Annotated in this window: 12 protein-coding genes; 9 read left to right on the forward strand and 3 right to left on the reverse strand. The window is 63.1% G+C overall.

The genetic code is table 11. The annotated features are described in order from the left end of the window. Positions 1-10 precede the first annotated feature (10 nt). The 7 genes from R4P70_RS28625 (at position 11) to R4P70_RS28655 (ending at position 18,705) form a co-directional block, all read left to right on the forward strand. Positions 11-1,675: a (2,3-dihydroxybenzoyl)adenylate synthase gene (locus tag R4P70_RS28625; RefSeq protein WP_317832981.1), complete on the forward strand. Its 1,665-nt coding sequence runs from the start codon at positions 11-13 to the stop codon at positions 1,673-1,675. 36 nt (positions 1,676-1,711) lie between these two features. Then, the gene (locus R4P70_RS28630; protein WP_019748152.1) at positions 1,712-2,359 is read left to right on the forward strand and encodes an isochorismatase family protein; all 648 of its coding nucleotides are present in this window, start codon (positions 1,712-1,714) and stop codon (positions 2,357-2,359) included. A 47-nt stretch (positions 2,360-2,406) separates the two neighbouring features. Beyond that, the gene (locus tag R4P70_RS28635) at positions 2,407-2,859 is read left to right on the forward strand and encodes a flavodoxin family protein (RefSeq protein WP_019748153.1); all 453 of its coding nucleotides are present in this window, start codon (positions 2,407-2,409) and stop codon (positions 2,857-2,859) included. Positions 2,860-3,067: 208 nt separating this feature from the next. Beyond that, positions 3,068-15,511: a non-ribosomal peptide synthetase gene (locus R4P70_RS28640; RefSeq protein WP_317832984.1), complete on the forward strand. Its 12,444-nt coding sequence runs from the start codon at positions 3,068-3,070 to the stop codon at positions 15,509-15,511. A 40-nt stretch (positions 15,512-15,551) separates the two neighbouring features. Then, on the forward strand, positions 15,552-16,565 hold the full coding sequence (locus R4P70_RS28645) for a Fe2+-enterobactin ABC transporter substrate-binding protein (RefSeq protein ID WP_029538034.1): 1,014 nt from the start codon (positions 15,552-15,554) through the stop codon (positions 16,563-16,565). Continuing rightward, a complete protein-coding gene (entS, locus tag R4P70_RS28650) occupies positions 16,562-17,863 on the forward strand; it encodes an enterobactin transporter EntS (protein ID WP_317832986.1) in 1,302 nt (433 codons plus the stop codon). Before R4P70_RS28645 ends, entS begins: the two co-directional genes overlap by 4 nt. After that, on the forward strand, positions 17,860-18,705 hold the full coding sequence (locus tag R4P70_RS28655; RefSeq protein WP_317832988.1) for a siderophore-interacting protein: 846 nt from the start codon (positions 17,860-17,862) through the stop codon (positions 18,703-18,705). Before entS ends, R4P70_RS28655 begins: the two co-directional genes overlap by 4 nt. Here R4P70_RS28655 and R4P70_RS28660 read toward each other — a convergent pair. Continuing rightward, complete coding sequence (locus tag R4P70_RS28660; RefSeq protein ID WP_046378457.1) at positions 18,654-20,102, reverse strand: MFS transporter; 1,449 nt, start codon at positions 20,100-20,102, stop codon at positions 18,654-18,656. The genes R4P70_RS28655 and R4P70_RS28660 overlap by 52 nt on opposite strands. Before the next feature lie 521 nt (positions 20,103-20,623). On the opposite strand from R4P70_RS28660, the gene R4P70_RS28665 reads away from it, so the two are divergent. Then, a complete protein-coding gene (locus R4P70_RS28665) occupies positions 20,624-20,968 on the forward strand; it encodes a hypothetical protein (protein WP_099697885.1) in 345 nt (114 codons plus the stop codon). Between the two features lie 100 nt (positions 20,969-21,068). Here R4P70_RS28665 and R4P70_RS28670 read toward each other — a convergent pair whose 3' ends face one another. Next, positions 21,069-22,325 (reverse strand): amidohydrolase, encoded by a 1,257-nt coding sequence (locus R4P70_RS28670; RefSeq protein WP_099697884.1) that lies wholly within the window; start codon positions 22,323-22,325, stop codon positions 21,069-21,071. A 115-nt stretch (positions 22,326-22,440) separates the two neighbouring features. Then, the gene (locus R4P70_RS28675; RefSeq protein WP_099697883.1) at positions 22,441-23,673 is read right to left on the reverse strand and encodes a MalY/PatB family protein; all 1,233 of its coding nucleotides are present in this window, start codon (positions 23,671-23,673) and stop codon (positions 22,441-22,443) included. A 237-nt stretch (positions 23,674-23,910) separates the two neighbouring features. On the opposite strand from R4P70_RS28675, the gene R4P70_RS28680 reads away from it, so the two are divergent. Further along, entirely contained in the window at positions 23,911-24,507 is a 597-nt protein-coding gene (locus R4P70_RS28680) for a YdhR family protein (protein ID WP_099697882.1), read from the forward strand. Position 24,508 lies beyond the last annotated feature (1 nt).

Consider the following 24,508-nt stretch of genomic DNA (forward strand, 5'->3'; position numbering starts at 1 on the left):
AGTCACTTGCATGACATCGAGGATCGCTCGCGAGCCCTTGGCGCCCGTCGCACAGTATCCACCCGAATTGGTGACGCATTATCGGGAACGAGGCTACTGGACTGACGAGACGCTGGCCGGATTCATCACGGCCGCGGCCGCACGGCATCCCGACAACGAAGCGGTGGTAGGCAGCGATGCCACCGGGGCACAAACACGGCTGACGTATTGCGACCTCGATCGTCGCAGCTCGGCCGTGGCCGGAGGCCTGTCCGGCTTGGGTGTTCGCGCCGGTGACCGTGTGCTTCTGCAGCTACCGAACATCGTGGAATACGTCGAAGCATTGTTCGGTGTGTTGAAGCTCGGCGCCCTGCCGGTATTCGGGTTGCCGGCGCATCGCCGAACCGAAATCGGATACTTCTGCCAGTTCGCTGATGTCGCTGCCTATATCGTCGCCGACCGTCATGGCGGGTTCGACTACCGCGCACTGGCGCGTGAGGTGAACGAAGGCCTCGAGACTCCGCCTGTTGTGATCGTGGCCGGTGACCCCGAAGAGTTTGTCGGTTTCGATTCGCTGCGCGGATACGAGGTTCCCGTTCTTGCCGACGTCGATCCGTTGTCGGTCGCCTTTCTTCAGCTTTCCGGTGGCACGACCGGTGTTCCGAAGCTGATTCCGCGAACGCACGCCGACTACCTCTACTCGGTGCGGGCATCCAACCCGATCTGCGGCGTCGACGATTCGACGCGCATGTTGGTGGTTCTCCCTGCTGCGCACAATTTTCCGATGAGTTCGCCGGGCATCCTGGGTGTCTTCCACGCGGGCGGCACCGTGGTTCTGGCGCCGGACACCATGCCGTCCACAGCTTTCGGTCTGATCGAATCAGAGCGAGTCACGCACGCGTCGCTGGTTCCACCGATCGCATTGGCCTGGATGGCCGCCCCCAGCAAGGCAGATCACGACCTGTCGAGCTTGCGGGTTCTCGGCGTCGGCGGAGCGAAGTTCAGCGCCGAAGCTGCCGCACGCGTACCCAAGGAGCTGGGCTGCACCCTTCAGCAGGTGTTCGGCATGGCTGAGGGTCTGGTCAACTACACCCGCCTCGACGATACGGAAGATTTGATAGTCAGCACGCAGGGCCGACCCATTTCACCGGACGACGAGGTTCGTGTAGTCGATGACGATGGCGCGCTCGTCGAGCCCGGAACCACGGGGCACTTACTGACTCGGGGGCCATACACGATCCGTGGCTATTACCGGGCGGATGCGCACAATGCCGAGGTCTTCGACGCCGAAGGTTTCTATCGCACCGGCGATCTGGTCAGCGTCACCGATACGGGACACCTGATTGTCGAGGGCCGCGCAAAGGACCAGATCAACCGCGGCGGCGAGAAGGTGGCCGCCGAGGAGATCGAGAACCACCTGCTCTCGCATCCTGCTGTCCACGATGCGGCCGTCGTCGCTGTTCCCGACGAGTACCTGGGCGAGCGAACCTGCGCCGTTCTGGTGATTTCCGGAGATGCACCGACCGTCGGCGAGATCAAGCGATACATACGAGGCCGAGGCGTTGCGGCGTACAAGGTTCCGGATCGAGTGGAGTTCGTGACCGAGTTCCCCGTCACCGGCGTCGGAAAGACCAGCAAGGCGGCCTTGCGCCGTGTTCTCAGCGAATCGATTGCCGCACAGACTCTGTCGAGTTGATCGGTTCCCACCCCCACATTTTCGAGGAGATTCATCATGGCGCTACCCACAGCAGTGCGATACGAGATGCCCACCGAGTTTCCGCAGAATCGGGTCGACTGGACTCTCGATCCTTCCCGAGCGGTGCTGCTTCTGCACGACATGCAGGAATATTTCGTGAACGCGTACGACCGAAGCGTCGACCCGCTCCAAACCGTGGTTCCGAACATCGACCGGCTTCGTTCGTCGGCGCGAGCTGCCGGAATCCCGATCGTCTACACCGCGCAACCCGGAGATCAGGATCCCGAGGAGCGTGCGTTGCTGTCGGATTTCTGGGGACCGGGTCTGAAGGCAGATCCCGCTCACACCGACGTGATCGCCGAGTTGGCTCCGCATCCGGACGACGTGATGCTCACAAAATGGCGCTACAGCGCCTTCATCAAAACGGATCTGCGTGAGCGGCTGCGCGAGAGCGGGCGTGACCAGCTGATCATCACCGGAATCTATGCCCACATCGGTTGCCTGACTACCGCTTTGGACGGGTTCATGCAAGACGTGCAGATCTTCTTCGTGGGCGACGCGGTGGCCGACTTCTCCCTGGGCGAGCATGTCGGCGCCCTCGAGTACGCGGCCGGGCGCTGCGCCTCGGTCACCCGAACCGATGACCTGGTCAAGGCGATGAGCGCGGAAACGGTTTCGGCGTAGGCGTGAACGGCGACGGGTGCGCCACCCGTCGCCGTATTGTCAGGTGTGTGAAGACTTTGTTGGTGGTTCACCACTCGCCCTCGCCGACAACCCACGAATTGTTGGATGCAGTCCTTGCCGGTGCTCGCGATCCGGAGATCGAGGGCGTCGAGGTGAAGGTGGTGCCGGCGTTGGCGGCGACGGTGCCCGACGTACTCGCTGCTGACGGCTATCTTTTCGGTACCACCGCCAATTTCGGATACATGTCGGGTGCGCTCAAGTACTTCTTCGACACCACGTACTACCAATGTCTCGGTGCGGTGTCGGATCGGCCGTACGGCCTGTGGGTTCACGGCAACAACGACACTGCTGGTGCCGTGTCGTCGGTGCGCAAACTCGCGACAGGGCTCGGGTTGGTCGCGGTGGCGGATCCGCTCGAAGTGACTGTGAGCGTGGACAAATCTGTCCGCGATGGTTGTTATGAACTGGGCGGAACCGTCGCAGCAACGCTGATGGACTAGCCTTCCACTTTCTCGTTTCGGTTCACGAAAGAGACTGTCCCGCAAGTGGTTGTAGAAGCGCGTGTCCTCTGGTGAACGCGTCGGGAGCCGTCGGTTCTCGGGTCACCGGCGAGGCGGATTCCCCGATTCATCGACATTTAGTTTAGGCTACCCAAAACGACGTTAGGTCACCCTTGGGTGACGTGTGTCCACAGACGAGGGGATCAGTGTGAGCGTTCTTCCAGGTTCGAACTCCGGAGCGGCAAACGAAGCTACGTTTGCTCTCACAGGAGCTCAACTCGGGATTTGGAACGCACAGAGGCTTGATCCCGAATCTCGGAGCTATCTCGTCGGTGAGGTGCTCGAAATCTCGGGCGACGAACCGATCGACACCGAACGTCTGACGGCCGCCATCAGGGCGACGATCGGCGAAGCCGAAACCATGCGGCTGCGGATGATCGAGACGGCGGACGGCCCGCGTCAGTACATCTCCGACGAGCCGGTTGGCATCATCCCGATCACCGACGTCCGTGACGAGCGCGATCCCGTAGCCGTGGCGCACGCACTGGTCGACGCCGAGCGCAGCCGGGCGTCCGAGTACTGCCGCTTGATGGTGGAGCGCCCGCTTTACACGTACTCGCTGATCAGGCTGTCCGATCGCGAGATCTGGTGCATCCAGCTCTATCACCACCTGATCGTCGACGGATACAGCGCAGCCATGATTTCGCGTCGTGTCGCCGCGCACTACACGGCGGCGAAGAAGGGAACCGACGTCGCACCAACGCGATTCGGTTCGATGAGTGCGTTGGTCGCCGAGGACGAGGCGTACCGGGCGGGCAACCAGTTCGTCGAAGATCGTGACTACTGGCGTGATGTCCTGACGCCTTTGCCCGCGTTGGACGGACGGGGCCAGCAGGTCACCGGTCCAGCGGAACGAACGATCCAGGTTCGCGAGGTCATCAGTGCCGACGCCCTCGGCCGCCTCAAAGCGGTGGCAGACGCGACGGGAACAACGTGGGCCGAGGCACTGATCGCCTGCTACGGCGCGTTTCTCCACCGGTTGCTCGGCGAGACGGATGTTGTCATCGCGATGCCACTCATGGCACGCGTGGGGCGCACGGCACTCAAGACCCCGGCCATGGCAGTCAACGTTCTGCCTCTCCGGTTGACGATTCGCAGCCACGATCGACTCGGTGACCTGAGCAAGCAGGTGGCCGCCACGATGAAAAGCCTGCGCGCACACCAGCGCTACCGCGGTGAGAATCTTGCTCGGGACCTGGGCGTCGCCGGCACCGGCGCACTGCTTCACGGGATCGGAATCAATCTCAAGGCTTTCGACTTCGCCCTCGATTTCGCCGGCGCTGTGGGTGTACTACGTAACGTCGCCGGAGGTCCGCCCGAGGACCTGGGTTTGACGGTCACCCCCATCGCGGACGGCGAAGTTCTCCTCGGGTTCGAAGTGGACGCGCGCACCAACACTCGGGATTCGGTTCAGCGTCGCCTCGCCGGTTTCGTGAGCATCGTCAACGCGATGGTGGGGGAGGGAGATCCTGCCGTCGGACAGGTGCAGATGATGCCGGCACCCGAAGCTGCGCGGATTCTCACCCGCCGCGAGATTGAACCTGTGCCTGGCTCCGTCGCCCTCGTCCCGGACGTCTTCGACCGCATCGTCGCCGATCATGCGGATGACACGGTCCTGGTGTGCGGTGAGGAACGTCTGACAGGCGCAGAACTCGGTGGCCGCGTCCACAAACTCGCCCGGTTGCTTCGGGCTCGCGATGTCGGCCCGGACGACATTGTCGGACTTGCACTTCCGCGTACCTCCGAGATGGTGGTGGCTCTGCTCGCGACACTGAACGCGGGCGCAGCGTACGTGGCCCTGGATCCGCAGCACCCGGCCGAGCGGTTGCGGGATCTGATCGACGACGCGCAACCGAAGGTGGTGCTCACCACTTCCGCGCTGGCCGAGCAACTCGTCGGAGATTCTCGACCCGACCCGCTCGTACTCGATTCCGACGCAGTGCGCGAAGAACTCCGTGCCCATTCCGAGTTTCCACTCGAACTCGGTGAACTGGCGACGGCGCGGCATGGCGATCACCTGGCGTACGTCATCTACACCTCGGGATCGACCGGCAAGCCGAAGGGCGTGTTGGTCAGAAGCGGTGGATTGGCGCACCTGCTTCACCATCACCGCGCCACCATCTACCGGGACACCGCCGAGCGCGTCGGAAACCGCCAACTGCACACCGCGCATACGGCGTCGTTCGCCTTCGACGCGTCTCTCGATCAGCTGTTGTGGCTGCTGTGTGGTCATCGGGTGCACGTATACGACGAAGAACTGCAGAAGGACGCCGTTGCCCTGGTCGCGGCGTTCGAGCGAGATTGCGTCGACGTGGTCGACACGACGCCGTCGATGGCGGCAGCGATGGTGGACAACGGATTGCTGCGCACGCAGCGGCTGCACCTGCTTGTCGTGGGCGGCGAGGCGGCACCGCCCGCACTGTGGGACGCGATCATCGAATCCGGTGTTCCCGCTCGAAACCTGTACGGCCCCACCGAAACGACGGTCGACGCGATCGCGACCACGGTCGAAGGTGCCGGACCGCGTATCGGGTACCCGCTCGCGGGAACCCGCGCGTACCTGCTCGACAGCGCGCTCGAACCGGTCGCCAACGGCGAACGAGGTGAGCTCTATCTGGCCGGACCGCAATTGGCCAGGGGATACCTCGGTCGCGCCGGAGCGACCTCCGAGCGTTTTGTCGCAGATCCCTTCGGGGCTCCGGGAGATCTGATGTACCGCGCCGGGGACGTCGCGCGCTGGGTACCCGGGCGGGGATACGACTTCATCGGTCGTAGCGACAAGCAGGTGAAGATCCGCGGACATCGCGTCGAGTTGAGCGAGGTCGAGGCTGTTCTCGGATCGGTGCCCGGAATCGGCGCGGCCGCCGCGCTGATCCGTACGGATGGAGGACGGCCCAGCCTGGTCGGCTACGTTGTAGCCGCCGCCGGTACGACGCTTCCGCCGCAGGAAGAATTGCGCCGAGACCTCGCCGGTCGCGTACCGGATCATTTGGTTCCGGCCGCGATCGTCGTTCTGGACGAACTGCCCGTCACGGTGAACGGAAAGCTCGATCGTGCGGCACTACCTGCGCCGGCTACCGAATCGGAAGGTCGCGCTGCATCGACACAGCACGAGGAAATCCTCTGTGACGTGGTGGCCGAGGTGCTAGGCCGCGAGCGCGTCGGCGTGGACGAGGATTTCTTCGGCCTCGGTGGTGACAGCATCACGGCAATCAGTGTCAGCAGTCGCCTGCGGGTGCGCGGACTGGTCGTCGCTCCGAAAGAGCTACTGGCACAGCGAGATCTGGGAACCATCGCCGCTGCGGCGCGTGAGATTGCCGATGACGCCGACGCCGTAGCCTCGGTTGCGGACGTGGCGACCGGCACCGTGATCGCTCCGCCGATCGTTCGGGCGCTGATCGACAAGAATCCGACAGACGAGGCAATTGCGGGCTACACGCAGTGGACCGCAGTGCGCATCGACGACGGCCTCTCGCTGGGCGACCTGCAGTCCGGCGTGCAGACGATCCTCGATCACCATGACGCTCTACGTCTGCTCCTGCGCCGTGACAATGACAGCGGCACTACCGAATTGATCGTCCGAGACGTCGGCGCGGTGCGCAGCGAGGGGCTCGTTCACGAGGTATCCGACACCTCCGAGCCGTCCCGGATCAGAGAGCTCGCGGAGGCGTCGGCGGCGAGTCTCGACCCACGCGCCGGTGAACTCCTGCGAGTCGTACTGGTCAATACCGAGGCCGGTCGACCCGACCAATTGATCGTCGTGGCTCACCATTTGATCGTCGACGGTGTGTCCTGGCGAATTCTGCTTCCAGACCTCCACGAAGCTACCGATGCAGCGCGCGAGCGTAGGTCGGCCCGGCTGGGTGCTGGCGGAAGTTCGTGGCGCCGATACGCGGGGTTGCTCGCAGAATTCGGGACCTCGGGCAGCATGGCATCGGAGCTCGAGTACTGGAAGTCCGCGTCGGTACAGGCGGACGACGAGCCGATCGGCAGTCGTCGTCTCGACCCGAAAGTCGACCTCACCGCAACCGCCTCTCGCACGACAACTGTTGCACCCCCGGCTGTCACCGACGCGCTGTTGACCACGCTTCCGACGGCGTATCGAGCCAAGGCCGACGAAGTGCTTCTCGCGGGTTTGATGCTTGCCTTGCGCTCATGGCAGCACGGCCGCGGCCTCATCGGCCTGCCCGCGCAGACAGTCACCGTCGAAGGCCATGGCCGCGACGCGCTCACCAGCGACACCGACTTCGCCGGAACCATCGGGTGGTTCACCAGTGAGTTCCCCGTCCGGGTTCCCACCGATGCACTGCTCACCGCAGACGATCTTGCCGACGCACTGAGCGGCGGAGCAGCTGCCGGGCATCTGCTTCGTGCGGTGAAGGAAGCAAAACGCGCCGTACCCGGAGGTGGAGTCGGCTACGGAGTTCTGCGGCATCTGGATCGCGACACCGCACCTGACCTTTCCGCGTGCTCTACACCCGAACTGCTGCTCAACTATCTCGGCCGCTTCCCGTCCCTACCCGGAACCGGATGGCGATTGCCGGAGCAGGATCCATTCGCGGTCATCGAACCGGCGAGCAAGGCAATGTCGGAAGTGCTGGCGCTCAACGCATTTGTCCGAGAGGACGACTCGACGATGCTGGCAGTCGAATGGACTGCGGCGGGTTCAGTGCTCGACGCCGCGACGATCGTCGAGCTGCAAGAGCATTGGGAACGTGCGCTCGCTGCACTGACCGCGCATGCCGCGCTCTTCGAGGGTGGTTTGACGCCTTCCGATTGCTCGGCGACGATCTTCGGCCAGGGCGCGGTGGTCGATCAAGCCGGGATCAACGAACTCGAAGCCGTCCACGGACCGCTTGCCGATGTACTTCCGCTGTCGCCGCTACAAGAAGGCCTCCTGTTCCACGCGGTCCGTGACGGCGAAGCAGACGTCTACACACTTACTGCACGCTTCGACCTCTCCGGCCCGTTGGACGAGGTGAAGTTGGCCGACGCGTTCGAGACCGTGATCGACAGGCACCCGAACCTACGCGCAGCTTTCCACTACGAGCAGTTCGAACGGCCCGTTCAGATCATTCCGCGCGGTGCAAAAGTCGAGTGGCGTTCGGTCGACCTGACCTCCGTTCCAGCTGACACTGCATTCCGCTCTGCAGATCAGCTCGAGGACGAGGCCGCCGATTACGTCTTCGATGTCAGTACACCGCCTCTGCTGCGTGCGCTGCTGATTCGGCTGCCCGGCGGGGTGCACCGTTTGGTCCTCAATGCGCATCACCTGCTCACCGACGGGTGGTCGACTCCGATCGTCCTGCGCGAGCTGATGAACGTCTACCACGACGGCGATGCGCACCTTCCTGCGCCGACGCCGTATCGCGACTACTTGGCATGGATCGCCGGCCGTGATCAGGACTCTGCCCGCGTAGTGTGGAGTGAGCGTCTGCGTGGGCTCACCGCGCCGACTCTCGTTGCCGACGCAGGGGCGCCGCGAAGTGTGCCCGTCGCGCTCGAGGTTCCTCTCGCGACATCGGACGCCGAAGCGCTGATCGAACTCGGTCGTGCGCGAGCGCTGACGGTCAACACCCTGGTTCAGGGTGCGTGGGCAGCGGCGCTCGCCGAAGCGACGGGACAGTGGGACGTCGTGTTCGGGGCCACGGTGTCCGGCCGACCTGCCGAACTCTCCGGGGTGGAGGGAATGGTCGGGTTGTTCAGCAACACGATTCCGGCCCGCCTCGACATCGTCGCGGATCAGCCCTTGCTGGATCAGTTCGTCGGTCTGCAGAACGCGCAGTTCGACATCGTGGACGTCGAGCACACCAGTTTGGCCGAGATCGAACGCATCGCCGGGATCGGTCAACTGTTCGACACGCTCCTGGTGTTCGAGAACTTCCCGAACTCCGGTGCGGGACAGCCTGCATCGCACACACTTCGAGTCGAGGGATTCACCAACCGCGGAGTCACGCATTATCCGATGACGTTGATGGCGCCGCCGAGCACCGGTCTGGATCTGGTTCTGTATCACGATCCGGCAGTTGTCTCCGAAACCACGGCGCAGCGAATGGTTACCCGGCTCGCGGAGATCCTGCGTGGGTTGCTGACCGAGCCGACAGCTCCCGCATCCGCGGTGCTCACGGTTGTCCGACAGGCAGCGTCCGTTGCCGATGCGGTGTCTGTCACGAAAAATGTGGCTGCGTCTTATCAAGCGATCGATGTCGATCCAGCGGTCGTCGATGCAGTGTGCGCCTGTGTCGCAACGGTGTTGGAGATTCCCGACGTCGATCCGGGTGACAATTTCTTCACTCTCGGCGGCCACTCGCTCACTGCGATGCGGTTGGTGGGAAGTCTGCGGAAGCTGGGAATTCGCGTCGTCGTCTCGGATGTCTTCGACACCCCGACCCCCCTCGGTCTTGCCGTGGCCGCACGCGTCGATCAGAAGAAGTTCTCGCCGGATTCGGTTGCTGTCGTCGATCGACCCGCCGTGACCGTGGCGACGTTCCGCGCCCCGGCAGTGGCGGGAAATCCTGATCACGAGCGGTATTGGGTTCGCGCGCTCGAGGGCTTGCCCCTCGAAACGGACCTTCCCTACGATCGCCCGCGCGGCGAAGAGTACCGCCCGCACACCTACGTTCGTCAGCTACGCGATGCTCGGTTCGGTGACGGATCAGGATTCGACGCGGTGCTGTTGGCCGCAGTGGCGGCGACGCTGAACGGCTTCGGTGGCGGTCGGGACCTTGCGGTCGGACTGTTCTCGGAAGGGACTGACAGCCTGATTCGGGTCGATCTGTCCGGTCGGCCGAGAATTGCCGATGTCGTTCGACGAGTCGAAAACGCTGTCTCTGAGGCACTTGCGCATTCCGATGTCAGCCTGGACCGAATCGCCGATCTACTCGGGCGTCCCACCAGCAGTCTGTTCGCTGCCCGTGTCGGTCACTCGCCCGGAGCGAGCGTCGACCTCGAATTCGTCCGAACCGCAACAGAACTTCGATTGACGGTTGATGCCGGGCTGTTCGACGCCGCGACTGCGGACGCATTGCTCGACGGTGTGATCGCGGTCCTCGGTCACGAAAACAGCACTGTCGTCGCGGATCTGCGACTGGCGGAAAACAAGTCGGATCGCGACCTGGGCCGACGCGCGACGCCGCCGTCGGGGATCTCGCAGTTGTTCGCTCGACACGTCAGCCGTCACCCCGACGACGTCGCGGTGGTCTCCGGCGAGGTCGGAATTACCTACGGGGAACTGTCGGCGCGCGTCGACGAGCTGGCCCGCGAACTTCTCGCGGCCGGCGCCGGACCCGAGAAGGTAGTCGCCGTCGCGCTCGATCGAGATGCGGATCTGGTGGCCGGACTGCTCGCGGTACTGCGTATTGGTGCGGCGTACCTGCCACTCGACGTCGACTACCCGAGTGAGCGGCTCGAGTTCATGATCGAGGACGCGGCTCCGGTGTGTGTCCTGACCAGTATCGACAGCGCCGGGCAACTTCCGTCGACGGTCGCCACGAGTGTCTTCGTGGACGGTGAGTTCACCAACTCGGGTGTTGTGCTTCCTTCACCGCCCGCGGCGGGTGATCACCTCGCCTACATGATCCACACCTCCGGTTCGACGGGTCGCCCCAAGGGCGTGATGGTCTCGACGGGCAACCTCGCGGCCTTCGCGGACACGGTACTCGAGGATTGCTGGATCAGGCCGGGCGATCGCATCGTCGCGGTGACAACGGTGTCGTTCGACATCGCCGCACTCGAGTTGCTGTGCCCGCTCGCAGCGGGCGCGACTGTCGTGATCGCAGACCGCAGGACGGTTCGCGATCCGGATGCGTTGTCGGCGTTGATCATCGCAAGCGATGCGACAGTGATGCAGGCAACGCCGGCGCTGTGGCGAGTGGTCACCGAACACGAGAACGCAGTCGGGCTCGCCATGGTGCGAGCCCTGGTGGGAGGGGAAGCCCTCCCGCAGGATCTCGCTGACGATCTGGTGGCCAACGCTGCTTCGGTCCGGAATGTCTACGGACCCACCGAGGCCACGGTGTGGGCGACATCTTCGGTCATCACGACCGGCGACCGAGTCACGATCGGTCAGCCCTGGACCGACGTGCACGTGCGAATCCTCGACGACGACCTGCGTGAGGTTCCGGAAGGCGTTGCGGGCGAGCTGTATCTGGGCGGTGCGCAGGTGGTCCGCGGATACCTGAATCGCCCCGATCTGACCGTCGCTCGGTTCGTTGCCGATCCTTCTCTGCCGGGGGCACGCCTCTACCGCACCGGTGATCTGGTCCGACGCAGGCGAGGGGTTTTGCACTTCCTTCGTCGTGCGGACGATCAGGTGAAGGTTCGCGGTTTCCGCATCGAGCTCGGCGAGGTCGAAGGCGCGCTCGGATCGGTGGCCGGTGTGTTCCGCGCGGCAGCCACCGTCCGTGTCGATGCGGCGGGTACCGGAAGTCTGCACGGATATGTGGTTCCCGAAGGTGGAACCACGCTCGATTCGGTACTGGTGCGCAAGGAGATTGCGCGGCTGCTCCCCGAGCACATGGTGCCGCAGAGCATCACGGTGCTCGAAGCACTCCCGCTCACCCTCAACGGCAAGGTGGACCGAAAGGCATTGCCCGACACCGCGCCGGATCGTGTGCCGAGCCCACTCGTAGCCGTCGATGCGGATCGTCGGGCACGGCTCGAGTCGCTGAGCCCGGGCTGGCAGGACGTGCTGCCACTCGGTCCCTTGCAGGAAGGCATGTACTTCCAGTCGGTTCTCGACGGCGCCGGCGGTACGGATGTCTATCACATGCAGCCGCGATTCGGGTTCTCCGCCGATGCTGCCGTCGACGTTCGCGCACTCCGAGCAGCGGGGGATGCGCTCTTGCGGCGTTATCCGAACCTGCGGGCCGGCTTCACACACGCCGGTTTCGACGCTCCGGTGCAGTTCGTGCCCAGGGAAGCCGAAATGCCTTTCCGCGAGATCGATCTGAGCGCAGTTGCGACCGAGGACATCGATCGCGAGGTTCGCGCCGTCGACGAGGCCGAATTCGGCACGCTCTTCGACTTGAGTGCACCACCACTCATTCGAATGGTGCTGGTCTGGTTACCGGGTGGGGGAGCGCATCTCGTCTTCACTCAGCACCACCTGCTGACCGACGGTTGGTCGCAGACCTTGATGTACGCGGAGTTGTTTGCGCTCTACGAGTTTGCTCGCACTCACGGCACGGACCCGGTTGGACTCGACGGCGCGCTCGACAAGCCTGCGGACTTCCGTGATCACCTGCGATGGATCGCCGAAGCGGATCGCACGGACGCCCTCTCGTCCTGGAAGGACTACCTCGCGGATCTCGAGCAACCCACACTCGTGGGTGGTACGGGATCAGGCGGACGCGCTCCGTTGCCGGTGTTCACCCGCGTTCAGCTCGAACAGAGCATCACCGAGCACGTTCGCGAGCTGGCCAGACGTAGCGGAGTGACGCTGTCCACCGTCGTCTCTGCGGCGTGGGGCCTGGCATTGCGCGCCGTGACGGGGCGTGACGACGTGGTCTTCGGATCGACGGTTTCGGGACGTTCACCCGAGGTCGAGGGCGCCGACCGCATGGTGGGCTTGGCGCTCAACACCATTCCCGTGCGTGTCCGGGTCCGGCCAGGCGAGGAGATCTCGGCGTTGCTCGGACGCCTGTTCCGTGAACAGGGTTCGCTGCTGGGGCATCACCATCTCGGGCTCGGCGACGTGCAGCGAAGCGCTGGGTTCGCAACACTGTTCGACACGCTCTACGTCTTCCGCAACACGCCTCGTGACGAACAGGCACGTCGAGACACGTTCGGGCGCAGTGGAATCGTCGGGTTCGACGCAGTGGACGGCACCCACTATGCGCTCACGCTCGACGTGGATCCGGGGGTCGGGGATGCGCCGATGGCGCTCACTCTCGAAAATCGTCCCGACCTGATTCCCCACGACGTGGCTCGGGACGTTCTTTCACGCACCATCACGATCCTCGAAGTGATGGCGAATTCCGATACCGCCACGGTGGCGGACACGGCGGTTCCGCTTTCGCGCACCCCCGCGGAATTCGCTTCGGAGCACATTGTGATGCCGCGGCCGGACCAGGCCGGCGGTAGCGTGGACGCCTTGCTCCGCGAAAGGGCAGCGGCAACTCCGGACGAGACGGCGCTGGTCTTCGGAGACGTCACACTGAGCGCAGCCGAGATGAACACTCGAGTGGACAGGCTGGCACGGATACTCGCTTCGGCGCTGGGGCAGTCGGTGCCAGGCGCGGGATCGACCCGTGTTGTGGCGCTCGCACTTCCGCGTACCGCCGATCACGTCGTAGCGATCTTCGCGGTCATGAGAACCGGAGCGGCATACCTTCCCTTGGATCTGGCTCACCCGCCGGCACGCCTGCGCGAACTGATCCTCGACAGCGATGCGGCGCTGGTGATCACCACGACTCAGACGCGTGACCTTGTTGTTCCGGACGGACAGGTATGTCTGGTCCTCGACGACCCGGACGTAACCGGGGTACTCGACGGGCAGTCCCCGGCACCTGTAGTCGACGAGGCCGCGGTGTGCGGGCCGACCTCACCGGACCAGCCTGCCTACGTCATCTACACCTCGGGCAGTACCGGAAAACCCAAGGGCGTCGTGGTGGGTCACCGCGGGTTGACGACGATGTATCACAATCACAAGGCCGAGATCTTCACTCCGACCGAAAACAGTGTGGGTGGCCGACGTTTGCGCATCGCGCACACAGTCTCGTTCTCGTTCGACATGTCGTGGGAGGAACTGTTCTGGTTGCTCGCGGGGCATGAAGTTCACGTGATCGACGAGCAGGCGCGACTGGACCCCGCGTCTCTGGTGAAGCATTACCGCGAAGTCGGTATCGACGTCGTGAATGTAACCCCCTCGTATGCACGGGAACTGATGGCCGCCGGTCTCCTCGACGGGGAGCGGACGCCTGTGTTGGTGATGCTCGGAGGAGAAGCTGTACCTGCCGAACTGTGGTCGCGATTGCGCGATCAGGACGGTGTCGACGGGTACGACCTTTACGGGCCGACGGAGTTCACGATCAACGCGATGGGATCCCCGGTTCAGGGGAGCGAGACACCGTGCTTGGGTCGTCCGATTCTGAACGCGTCCGCGCGGGTACTCGATTCGGGGCTGCGGGAGGTTCCGATCGGAGCGGCGGGCGAGCTGTACATGTCCGGTGACGGCACGGCGATGGGTTACCTTCACCGGACCGCGCTGACATCTTCCGTATTCGTCGCTGATCCCTACTCGGTCGGTCACCGCATGTACCGCACGGGTGACGTCGTTCTGCGTCGCCGCGACGGCGAACTCGAATATCTGGGTCGCGCAGACCATCAGGTCAAGATCCGAGGCATTCGGATCGAATTGGGTGAAGTGGAATCCGCGCTGGCGTCGTTGCCGGGAGTGTTGAGAGCGGCAGCGTCAGTCCGTAGCGAAGGCGGTGGGCCGCCGCGACTGGTCGGGTACGTCATCGAAGAACCCGGCGCTGATTCAACCGATCTGCGAGCTGCGTTGCGGGAACGCGTACCGGCACACCTGGTTCCGTCGGACATCGTCGTCGTGGATTCGATTCCGCTGACGCCCAACGGAAAACTGGACCGCGGTGCGTTGCCGGCACCCCCCGCCCGAGCAGCGGCCCGAGCACCGCGAACCGAGATGGAAAGGCAACTGTGCCAGGTCTTTGCGCGGGTACTCGGCGTCGAGGCCGTCGATCCCGACGAGAGCTTCTTCGATCTCGGCGGCGACTCGCTTCGAGCCATGCGACTGGTGGGGGAGATGGAGCATGACCTGTCGGTGAGCGTCGGTGTGGGAACGCTGATGGCCCGTCCGACAGTTGCAGAACTTGCAGCACACCTTGGCGAGTCGGCGTCCGAAATCGATTTAAGTCGCGATCGCCTTCTGACACTCCGAGCCGAAGGCAGCGAAGAACCACTGTTCTGCGTGCATCCGGCCGGTGGATTCGCTTGGCCCTTTGCACCTTTGATCGGTGTCCTCGAGGCTGACCGTCCACTGTTCGGCCTGCAACTTCCCACAGTTGCCGGTGAGCCACTCGAACCGACGAACGTGGACCAACTGGCAGCGATGTACGTCGACACGATTCGGGGCGTTCAGCCGAGCGGGCCGTACCACCTGCTCGGCTACTCGTTCGGTGGCAACGTCGTTGCCGCGATGGCGGCTCAGCTGGTCGGTATCGGCGAGACGGTGGAGTTCGCCGGTCTGATCGATACTCATCCACTGGGAGATCGTGACGATCGCGGTCGCGACGATGCCGACGACCGAGATCTGGCCGCCGCCCTGCCACCCGAGATCCTCACTCAGGCACCGGGACTGGTCGAGGCAGTTCGGGCGGGTTTTGATGCCACTCGTTTGCTCGCGGCCCGCTCGACTGACACAACCTACGACGGACCGGTTACTCTGATCACCGCCGACGCCGAGGCGTCCGGACAGCTGCTGGCCGATCGCTGGCGCAGAGTCCGCGGGGACCGGGACATGGCAGTACACCATCTGCCGTACGACCACGCCGGATTGGTGACCCCAGCCGGGTGGGCGGCAATTGCCCCGCTGCTCGACAGCCATTTGTCGAAACGCACGGCCACATAGTTTGAAAACCACACAGTTGAAACACAATGGGAGCTCAATGATGAAGTCCACACCGCCCCTCGCGATACGGAGTTGGCGACGATTCGTCGCCATCGCAGGGTTGCTGATCGTCGCACTCGTGGCGATGATCGGTTGCAGTAGCGATTCGAACGACGAACCGACCAAGGCTGCAGAGCCCACGACGCGCGTGATCGAAACCGAAAAGGGCTCGGTCACCGTGCCCGCGTCGGCGGAGCGCATCGTGGTTCTGAGCGGCGGTCTCGCCGGATACCTGTACGCCCTGGACGCACCGGTGGTTGCCACCGATACCCGCGTCCTCGGTGTCACGAACCTCGACGGTGGATTCCCGCCGGCATGGTCGGATGCCGCAAAGGCGCAGGGCACCAAGGAATTGCCGGCCGGCGAGCAGCTCAACATCGAAGCCGTCGCGGCGGCTGAACCCGACCTGATCATCGGCGGTGGACAGGGCATCACCTCGGTTCAGGCCGAGGAACTCTACGACCAGCTGACTGCTATCGCACCCACCGTGTTGGTCCCCAAGACGGTTGCCAACTGGGACAAGCAGCTCGAGATCGTCGCCGATGCCGCAGGTCGTTCGGACAAGGTTCCGGCACTGATCAGCGCGTACGACGACAAGGTCAAAGAGGTCAAGGGCAAGATCAAGGTTCCCGAGGGCAACGTCGTCTACATTCTCTCGCTCGCCAACAACAAGCCGTACCTCGTGCCGCCGACGGCAGCGCTCCCCGCAATGCTCGCCGAGCTCGGTTTCAAGGCCGACGACGTCATGGCCAAGGCCGGCAACCCGCAGCTCTTCGGCTCGGGTGACTCGTTCGAGGTCAGCCCGGAACTGCTCTCGCAGGTCGCCGATGCTCCTGTCGCCTTTGTGATTCCGGTGTCCGGTCGCCCGATGGCCGAACTTGCCACCGATCCGCTCTACTCGCAGCTGCCGTCCTTCAAGGCAGGCACGACGTTCGAGCTCCCCGCCACCAGCTACCGTCCTGACTACGACGGCGCAATGGCTACGCTCGACCTGATCGGCCAGACCTTCGCATGACTCGATTCGGTGGGCTGGTGATCGATGTTTCACCGTTGCGGACCAGCCGTCCATTCAGGTACGCGTTTTCCGCGCGATTGATCTCGCTGCTCGGGATCGGACTGCTCGTCGTAGCCGTTCCCGCACAGACGTACCAGCTCACCGGCTCGACCTTGCAGGTTGCCGGAGTGTCCACGGCGATGGCCATCGCCATGTTCTTCGGCAGCCTGTTCGGCGGTGTGCTCGCTGATCGTTACGACCGGCGACGCACCATCCAGTTGGCCCGCAGTGCTGCGGGTCTCGGCTTTGTCATTCTCGGGTGCAATGCGCTCTTGCCACACCCGTCGATGTGGGTCATCTACGTCGCGGCAGCCGTCGACGGCTTGGCCGGCGGTGTCAGCAGCTCGGCCTTGATGGCTTTGATGCCGACGTTGTTGCCGCGCAACAAGATGGCTGCGGCCGGCGCTTTGGTAGCGCTGACCACCGACATCGGGACGATGATCTCGCCGGCAATCGCCGGCGTGATCATCGCCTCCGGCGGCATCCCCGCGACATACTTTGTTGCTGCGGTGGCCACCGCAGCAACTGTCACGTTGTTCCAAGCCATCGGCCCTTCCCCTGCACCGGGCACGAATCACGAAAGCCCGATGCGCGCGCTTGTGACCGGCGTGAAATTCGCCGGCAGGCACACAGTCATTCGCGGCATCCTGATCAGCGGACTGTTGGTCATGTTCGTCAGCGGGCCGATGGTGTTGCTGCCTGCCTTCGTCGACCAGGTTCTCGGCGGCGGACCCACCATGCTCGGTCTGCTCTACGGCGCCCCCGCTGTCGGCGCTGTGGTCGGTTCCCTCACCAGCGGGTGGACGGGACGAGTCCACCGCAACGGCGCCGCGATGTTGATCTCTGTTGCGCTGATGCCTCTCGGCCTGGTGGTACTGGGTGCGTCGGGAGCAGCGATTGTCGCGTTCCTGGGCCTGGCCGGATTCGGCCTCGGCCGCGCACTCAACGACATTCTGAGATTTGCAGTCCTTCAACAGAACACGCCGGACGAATTGCGCGGACGCGTGTCCAGTCTGTGGATGGTGCAAGCCGTCACGGGTACGGCGATCGGTTCGATGGCAGCCGGGTTCCTCGGGCAGTGGCTCGAGCCTGGCGCCGCGCTACTGGTCTTGGGGCTCGCCGGTGTGACACTGGGCCTGGTGCTCCTGGCAGCATTGGGTTCGGTGCGCCGGGTAACTTCGGAGATCAACGAAGTCGATCTCTCCGAAAACACTGTGCCGGTGGGGAATGCTCCGCCGGAAAAGGAAGGTAGTTCATGAACCGAGGAGACCACCTCGCGACCATCGCCGAAGTTCTGGCGGGAACCACCGGCGCAAAAGTGCCGTACCCCATCGGCATTCGCGAACTCGAAGTTGTTCGCAGCGAAATGGTCGGGACCGGACTGTTGCGTCTGACCTTGGGTGGACCGGAGTTGGCGGGCTTCGAATCGCACGCTCCCGACGAGCATGTCCGTCTGGTGTACCCCGATGCAGACGGAACTTTGCGTCTACCCGAACGCGACGGATTCAGCCTGAAGTGGCCTCGTCCATTGCCGATCTCGCGTGAGTACACCGTCCGTCGATACGACGCCGATGCGGGGGAGCTGGACCTCGACTTCGCGCTCCACGAAGGTGGGTACGCCTCTGATTGGGCTCAGGCGGCCACCGTCGGCACTCGGGTGCACGTGGCAGGTCCGCCCGGCGGCGTCGTAGTTCCATGGACGTACGATCGCTATCTGCTGGCCGGTGACATCACCGCCCTTCCTGCCATTGCTCGTTGGCTCGAGATGATGCCCGCTGCTGCCGCCGGGTGGGTGTTCGTCGAGATCACCGACCCTTCACAGGAAATCGAACTCACTGTTCCGGAAGGAGTCGAGGTGCGATGGTTGCATCGCGGTGACGTCCCAGCCGGTCACTCGGATCTGCTCGAGCAGGCAGTCCGGACGGTCACCGTGCCCGAAGGTGAGCGCGTCTACGCCTGGATCTCCGGTGAGGCCACCAGTCTCAAGCCGATTCGCAGATTCGTGCGCGACGAACTCGGCCTGAGTTCGGGCGACCACCTGATCACGGGCTACTGGAAGCGCGGAGTCGCAGACTTCGACGAGGACGACGACGACCACTGAACATCGGTTGACGCCGGTTTCGGCATCGTCACCGCGACAACGAGTCCGACAATCGCAACGATTGCCGCCACTCCGAAAGCCGTGGCGAATGCCGAGTGCTGGGGAAGGCCGCCGGATGAAGTCGCGCTCGCGATGATCCCGGCGGCAATTTGGGTTCCCACAGCAGAACCCAGCGATCTGGCGATCGTGACTATTGCCGTCGTGACACCTACGCGGTCTGCCGGTGCGCTGTCGGCGGAGATGACGAACACTGCCGTCGACGCGGCGGCAACGCCGGTACCCGCAAGGATCAGCACCACAACGATCTGCCACATCGTGGTTGCAAAGACCCCGACGGCGCCGCTGAGGCCGAGAAAGGCAACTCCCGCTACTGCAATGGCTTTCGTGCCGACCCGTTGCGCGAGCTTTCCGGAGATCACCGACGCGATGACCGCTGCGCCGTAGCCGACGCACAGCAGGAAGCCGATGGCGCTGGTCGACGCACCGCGGCCGAATCCGCTCTCTGCCGGCACGGCGAGTTGCTGCGGAAGTAGATAGACAACAGCGCCGTAGGTGAACCCGAAAACCACGCCGACGACCACGGCGCTCCACATCGAACGATGCCGCATCATCGTCAGGTCGACCATCGGCTCGGTTGTCCGGCTCTGATACCTGGCCCAGATCGTGAACACGGCAGCGGAAGCGAGAAGCAGCAGCATCGACGTCGGTGCGCCCCACCCGTTGCTCGATGCGCTCGCCAGCCACGCCGTCAGCGTCAACAAGCCCAGGGCCAATCCGGCAGCTCCCGGCCAATCGAGTCGGCCGCCGACGTTCGACCTGTGATCTCGGGGTGTGCTCACGGCAAAAGCAATTGCGCCGAGCAAAACGAACGCGGTCGGAACTGCATACATCGCGGTGCGTGAGACGTTTTCCGCGACGGGCCCGGCCAGCACGACTCCCAGAGCGCCGCCGGCCACGACGACAGCCCCGAGCAAACCCGTGGCCGTCTTGAGTCGGTCCGAGGACAAAGTGCGTCGTAGGACCACGAAGCTCACGGGCAACAACCCGAGCCCGAATCCCTGGAGAAACTGGCCGAGGACGAACAGCGGGAAGATCGTTGCAAGAGCGGACACGCTGCCGCCCAGGACGACGATTGTCGTGATCGCGAGCAAGGTGGGGCGGGCGCCGTACACGTCGGCTATTCGCCCGGCCATCGGCGTGACGAGAACAGTGCTCAACGTCAGAGCGACGGATGCGAGCGCTCCGACGTCGGCCGTCACTCCGAAGTCTCTCTGTATCAGGGGGAGTGCGGGGACGATGATGCTTTCGAGCGCGGCCACGGCAGCGATCAGCAGGGTCAGGCTTGCGATAGTTGCTACCGGTCGCGGCTGATTTCCGGAGATGCTCTCTGTGGTCATCGTGCTCTCTTTCGATCGGGGAGTGAGGAGCTTCTGGACACGACGAAGCGCCGCCCCAGCAAGAGTCCGGAAGGGTTGTGGCACTGGGTATATAGGTCAGTGCAGTAGAGCGTCTTGTTATTTCGTTACGCGTACCGTTATTGTGGAGAAATGTAATCGGATTCAGCGCACAAAGCAAGAGTCGGATGGGGCGGAATTGGCGCGAAGTATCGCGAGACCACAACCGGCAGACTTTCGCTGTTGCCGTCGGTCAGGGTCAGGTGATGTGACGATAGGGCTTTTTTCTCGTCCAACATGACGCTGGTCACCAAAAGGGCTCTGCGAGCAGGGAGTTCATCTGCCGGACACATCCAAGGTCCCCGTTTGAATGCCGGGTTTGTTAGCTTCTGCCTGTGACGCGACGTCACGGAAAGTTCACGAATCACGGAGGATCATCATGGGTTCCATTTCAACGATCATCGGCATCTTCGAGCTCTACAAGCTGCTCGAGCCGCTCCTGAGTTCGCTGAGCTGATTCAGGTGTGATTTCGCTGTCGAGCCGGGGCGCCGAGGGACTCGGCTCGGCAGCGGATCTCGAGGATCCGGCGCGATCAGGACCCGTGGAACGGATGTCGGCACCGGCAGAATTCCATCGCTCCGGTGTAGTGGTCCATCACCAGGATTTCTGCGCACCGAGCGGGTTGGGGTGCGAACCTGAGGCAGCGCTCGATCCAGCCGCGCTCGAGCGAAGGGGCCGGGTGCGCGCAGTTCCCGCATCGGCCGGGACGTTCGGCGACACGTACGGAACCGTAGTGCTCCGGGGGCATGCCAAACATCTTGGTGGTGCGATGTTTCCAGGGCAATGGTTCGGCTCGAGCGGAATGTAATTGACGGCTGGCGTGCCTCCAGGTTGCCGGCGACCCGCAAAGTGGCGGGCCTCCGGTCTCACCTCGAACGGCTGATTCGCGACTGATCGGCAGCGCTGACCTACATGGACGAACTTTGACGTAGACGAATCATCAGCGCAGCGATGCCTGCGCGCACAGCTGTCGATAGCGTGGGTTCGATTGCCGGTGCGAATTGTGCTGAATGGTTTCCGGGTACGACTCTTCCCGTCTCCATCTTCTCGGGGGCAGTGGAGCCGTAAAGCCAGTAAACAGAAGGGATTCCAATTGCCTCGCCTAGGTAGCCGAAGTCCTCGCTGCCGAGGAACGGTGGCGATTCCAGCAGAGTGTCGCTTCCGAACTCAACGCTGAGTGCGTCGACTACGCGCTGCGTCTCGTCGGGGTCGTTCACGCATCGGGGGAACGTGTACAGCTCGTCGATTTCTGGGTTTGGCGCTCCCGAGGCCTGAGACTCCGCGTTCAAGATTCGTTTGATCGAATGCAGGACGCGGTCACGCACGTTTTGGTCGAAAGCCCGGACGTTGACGGTGAACTCGACTTTTTCCGGAATGATGTTGTCCTTCAGTCCGCCGCGGATTGTGCCGACAGTGACCACGGCCGACTCGCCAGGGCTGACTTCACGAGCAACGATGGTCTGCAGTCGGATGATCATGTGAGAAGCCAGCACAATCGGGTCGATCGCATTCTCAGGCTTCGATGCGTGGCTTCCCCTTCCATGCACACTAACCTTCCACGCGTCTGCCGTTGCGGCAGCGACCCCAGGCGTGTAGAGGATGGTGCCTGCGCGCGCAGATCCGACGTGCTGTCCATAGATCACTTCGGGCGCAGGGGCGTGGACCCAGAGTCCGTCCTCGACCATGGCGCGCGCACCGGCGGCCGTTTCCTCTCCGGGCTGAAAAACGAATACAATTGTGCCAGACCACATGTCACAATGTGTTGCCATGACTTCGGCGAGTGTGAGGGCGACTGCAGTGTGTGCATCGTGTCCGCAGGCATGCATGACCGGTACCTCTGATCCGTCGGCCATGATGCCGGTAGCGGTGCTTGCATATTCGAGCCCGGTGTCTTCGGCGACTGGCAGTGCATCTATGTCAGCGCGGTAACCGACTACAGGGCCGTTGCCGTTTCGTAAGACTCCGACGACGCCGGTACCCGCGCAGCGGCGGTGTTCGATACCGAGCTTGCTCAGCTCGCTTTCGATCAGTTCCGCCGTGTTGAATTCCTGCATCGAGAGCTCAGGGTGTGCGTGAAGATGTCGGTACACATCGTGCAACTGCCGGACTGTTTCTTCCGAAAGAGCAGGTGCACGGCCCGTATTCACTGCGAAACGATCGTCCATAGTTGTTCCTCCGATAGGCGGTCTGCCAAGAAGTCGAGTACTTGTCTGTTCGCTGCGTTCGATGTCTGATGGTTCGGAGTAGGCCCGCGGTACATGCACCGGCCTTGCCATAAGGTCATCGCGGTATTGCGCCACTGCGCATCGCGGTACCGAGCGCCTCCACGGCCACTGGAATAACCTTGCGGGGGAGCGCGAAGTTGAAGCGAATGTGTTCGCGACCAACGAGTCCGAAGGAGGGGCCGTCGCTGATCGCTACGCGCGCATGTTCCAGGAAGAAGTGCTGTGCGCCTTCGGTCGGCGCAGACTCCTGCAGATTGATCCATCCGAAATATGTGGCGTCGGGGCGGATGATATGCGCGTTGGGTAGATGCTCCGCGAGGGCCTCGATCAGCAGGTTTCGATTGCCTTCGAGATAGGTGCGCACCGAGTCCAGCCACGGGTCGCCTTGTGTGTACGCGGCAGTGTTGGCGACGACTCCCGCATTCGACGCACCGTGGGTCAGCACCATCCCCAATTTCTCCAAGCGCGTGCGAAAGTGTTCACCGGTGGCGATGAGCTGTGCACACTTCAGCCCGGGCACGTTGAACGCCTTGGACGCCGAAGTTGCTGTCAGACAGTGGTTTGCAGCCAAGTCGCTCACTGAGGCATAGGGGATGTGTCGTTGTCCCGAGTAAACGATCGGAGCATGGATCTCGTCCGAGAAAACAGTGCCGCCGCGCCGGTCGATTATCTCAGCGAGTGCTGACAGTTCTGTTTCGGTGTAAACCTTTCCGACAGGATTGTGCGGATTGCAGAGGACGAGAAGGCCGCCACCGTTTTCGAATGCAGCATCAATCCCTTCGTAATCGATCACCCACCGGTTGTCCTCCCTCAACATCGGGACCTCGACGACTTCCCGGCCGTGATGTTGCGCGATGTGAAAGAAAGGCCCATATGCGGGGGTCATGAGGACGATCTTGCTTTCAGGGTTGCTGAAGTGCTTGATCGCGAATTCGTAGGCCCTGATCACGTCGGCAACGGCAAACACGCTGCCGGGATCGAATTCCCAGTCGAATCTCCGTTGGCACCAGTCGGCCGTCGCAGATTGGAGATCCGATTCCATCCAGTTGGGCAGGTAGCCCAACAGCCCTTTGGTGACGAGTTCGGTGACGGCCTCGGCGACGGGAGTCGCGACTCCAAAGTCCATCTCGGCTACGAATGCTGCAAGCGTGTCGGGATACTTCGTCCATTTCATCGACCCGGCGGCCCGTAAATCCTCCACTGTGATGTCTTCGTATGCCGGTACGTCACTGACGACGCTGGTGGAGTAGGTCGTGGGTGCAATGCTGTCGAATCTCGCGGTGGTCATCTAGGAATCCGATCCATGTTTTGTGTGGGGTGCCGCGCCATGCAGCGTGCTCGGGTCTCCGGCAGTGTGCAACAGGTCTGAGCTTCTGGAGCGTATGTGATTTCAACTTTATGTTGCAAGAACTATTGACATTTGTCCGAGATTGCAACAATCTGTTGACATCGAGCGTGTTCTCGGTCACATCCGTTGGCGGGGTTTGAAGGCTCTGCTTATTTCTACTGTCGTGAAGGAAATGCCATGTACCTACTCTCCATCCGATTCCGGTCTGGAAAGCCACACCAGGAGATTCAAGCAATGTCAGCGGCAAGCCTGCCGATGTTCCGCAAGATGCCAGGCCTGTTGGAGAAGTACTTCGTCGAGAACTCCGAAACCGGTGAAGTCGGCGGGATCTATCTGTGGGAGACCGTGGAGCAAGTGCAGGAGTATCTCGACGGCCCGGTAGTTGCCGCTATGCCGGAGCGTTTCGGCTTGACTGAGCCACTCACCTACGAAATCTTCGAGGTGGGGAACGAACTGACGTGCGCGGCGACGAGCCCGAACGAGGGTCGGATGATCGGCTCTGTGTGCTTCACGAGTATTTTGCCGGCCGAGGATCTTCGGTCGATGTCGTCGGCTTCGATTGCTGCATACAAAGACATTCCTGGTCTGATTCGGGTGTTCCGGGTGGCTCAGGTAGGGACGAACCGCGTCGGGGGCGTGTACGTATGGGCTGACGAATCGGCGCTCGAATCGAATCTGAGTAGCGACGGAGTCGCACAAATTCCTGCGATCTTCAAGGTCGAAGGCACCGTTGATATCGAACGCTTGCGCGTCAACGTCGCGTTGTCGGACTGAC

Source organism: Rhodococcus sp. IEGM 1241 (assembly GCF_033142365.1).
Lineage (GTDB): Bacteria > Actinomycetota > Actinomycetes > Mycobacteriales > Mycobacteriaceae > Rhodococcus_F > Rhodococcus_F erythropolis.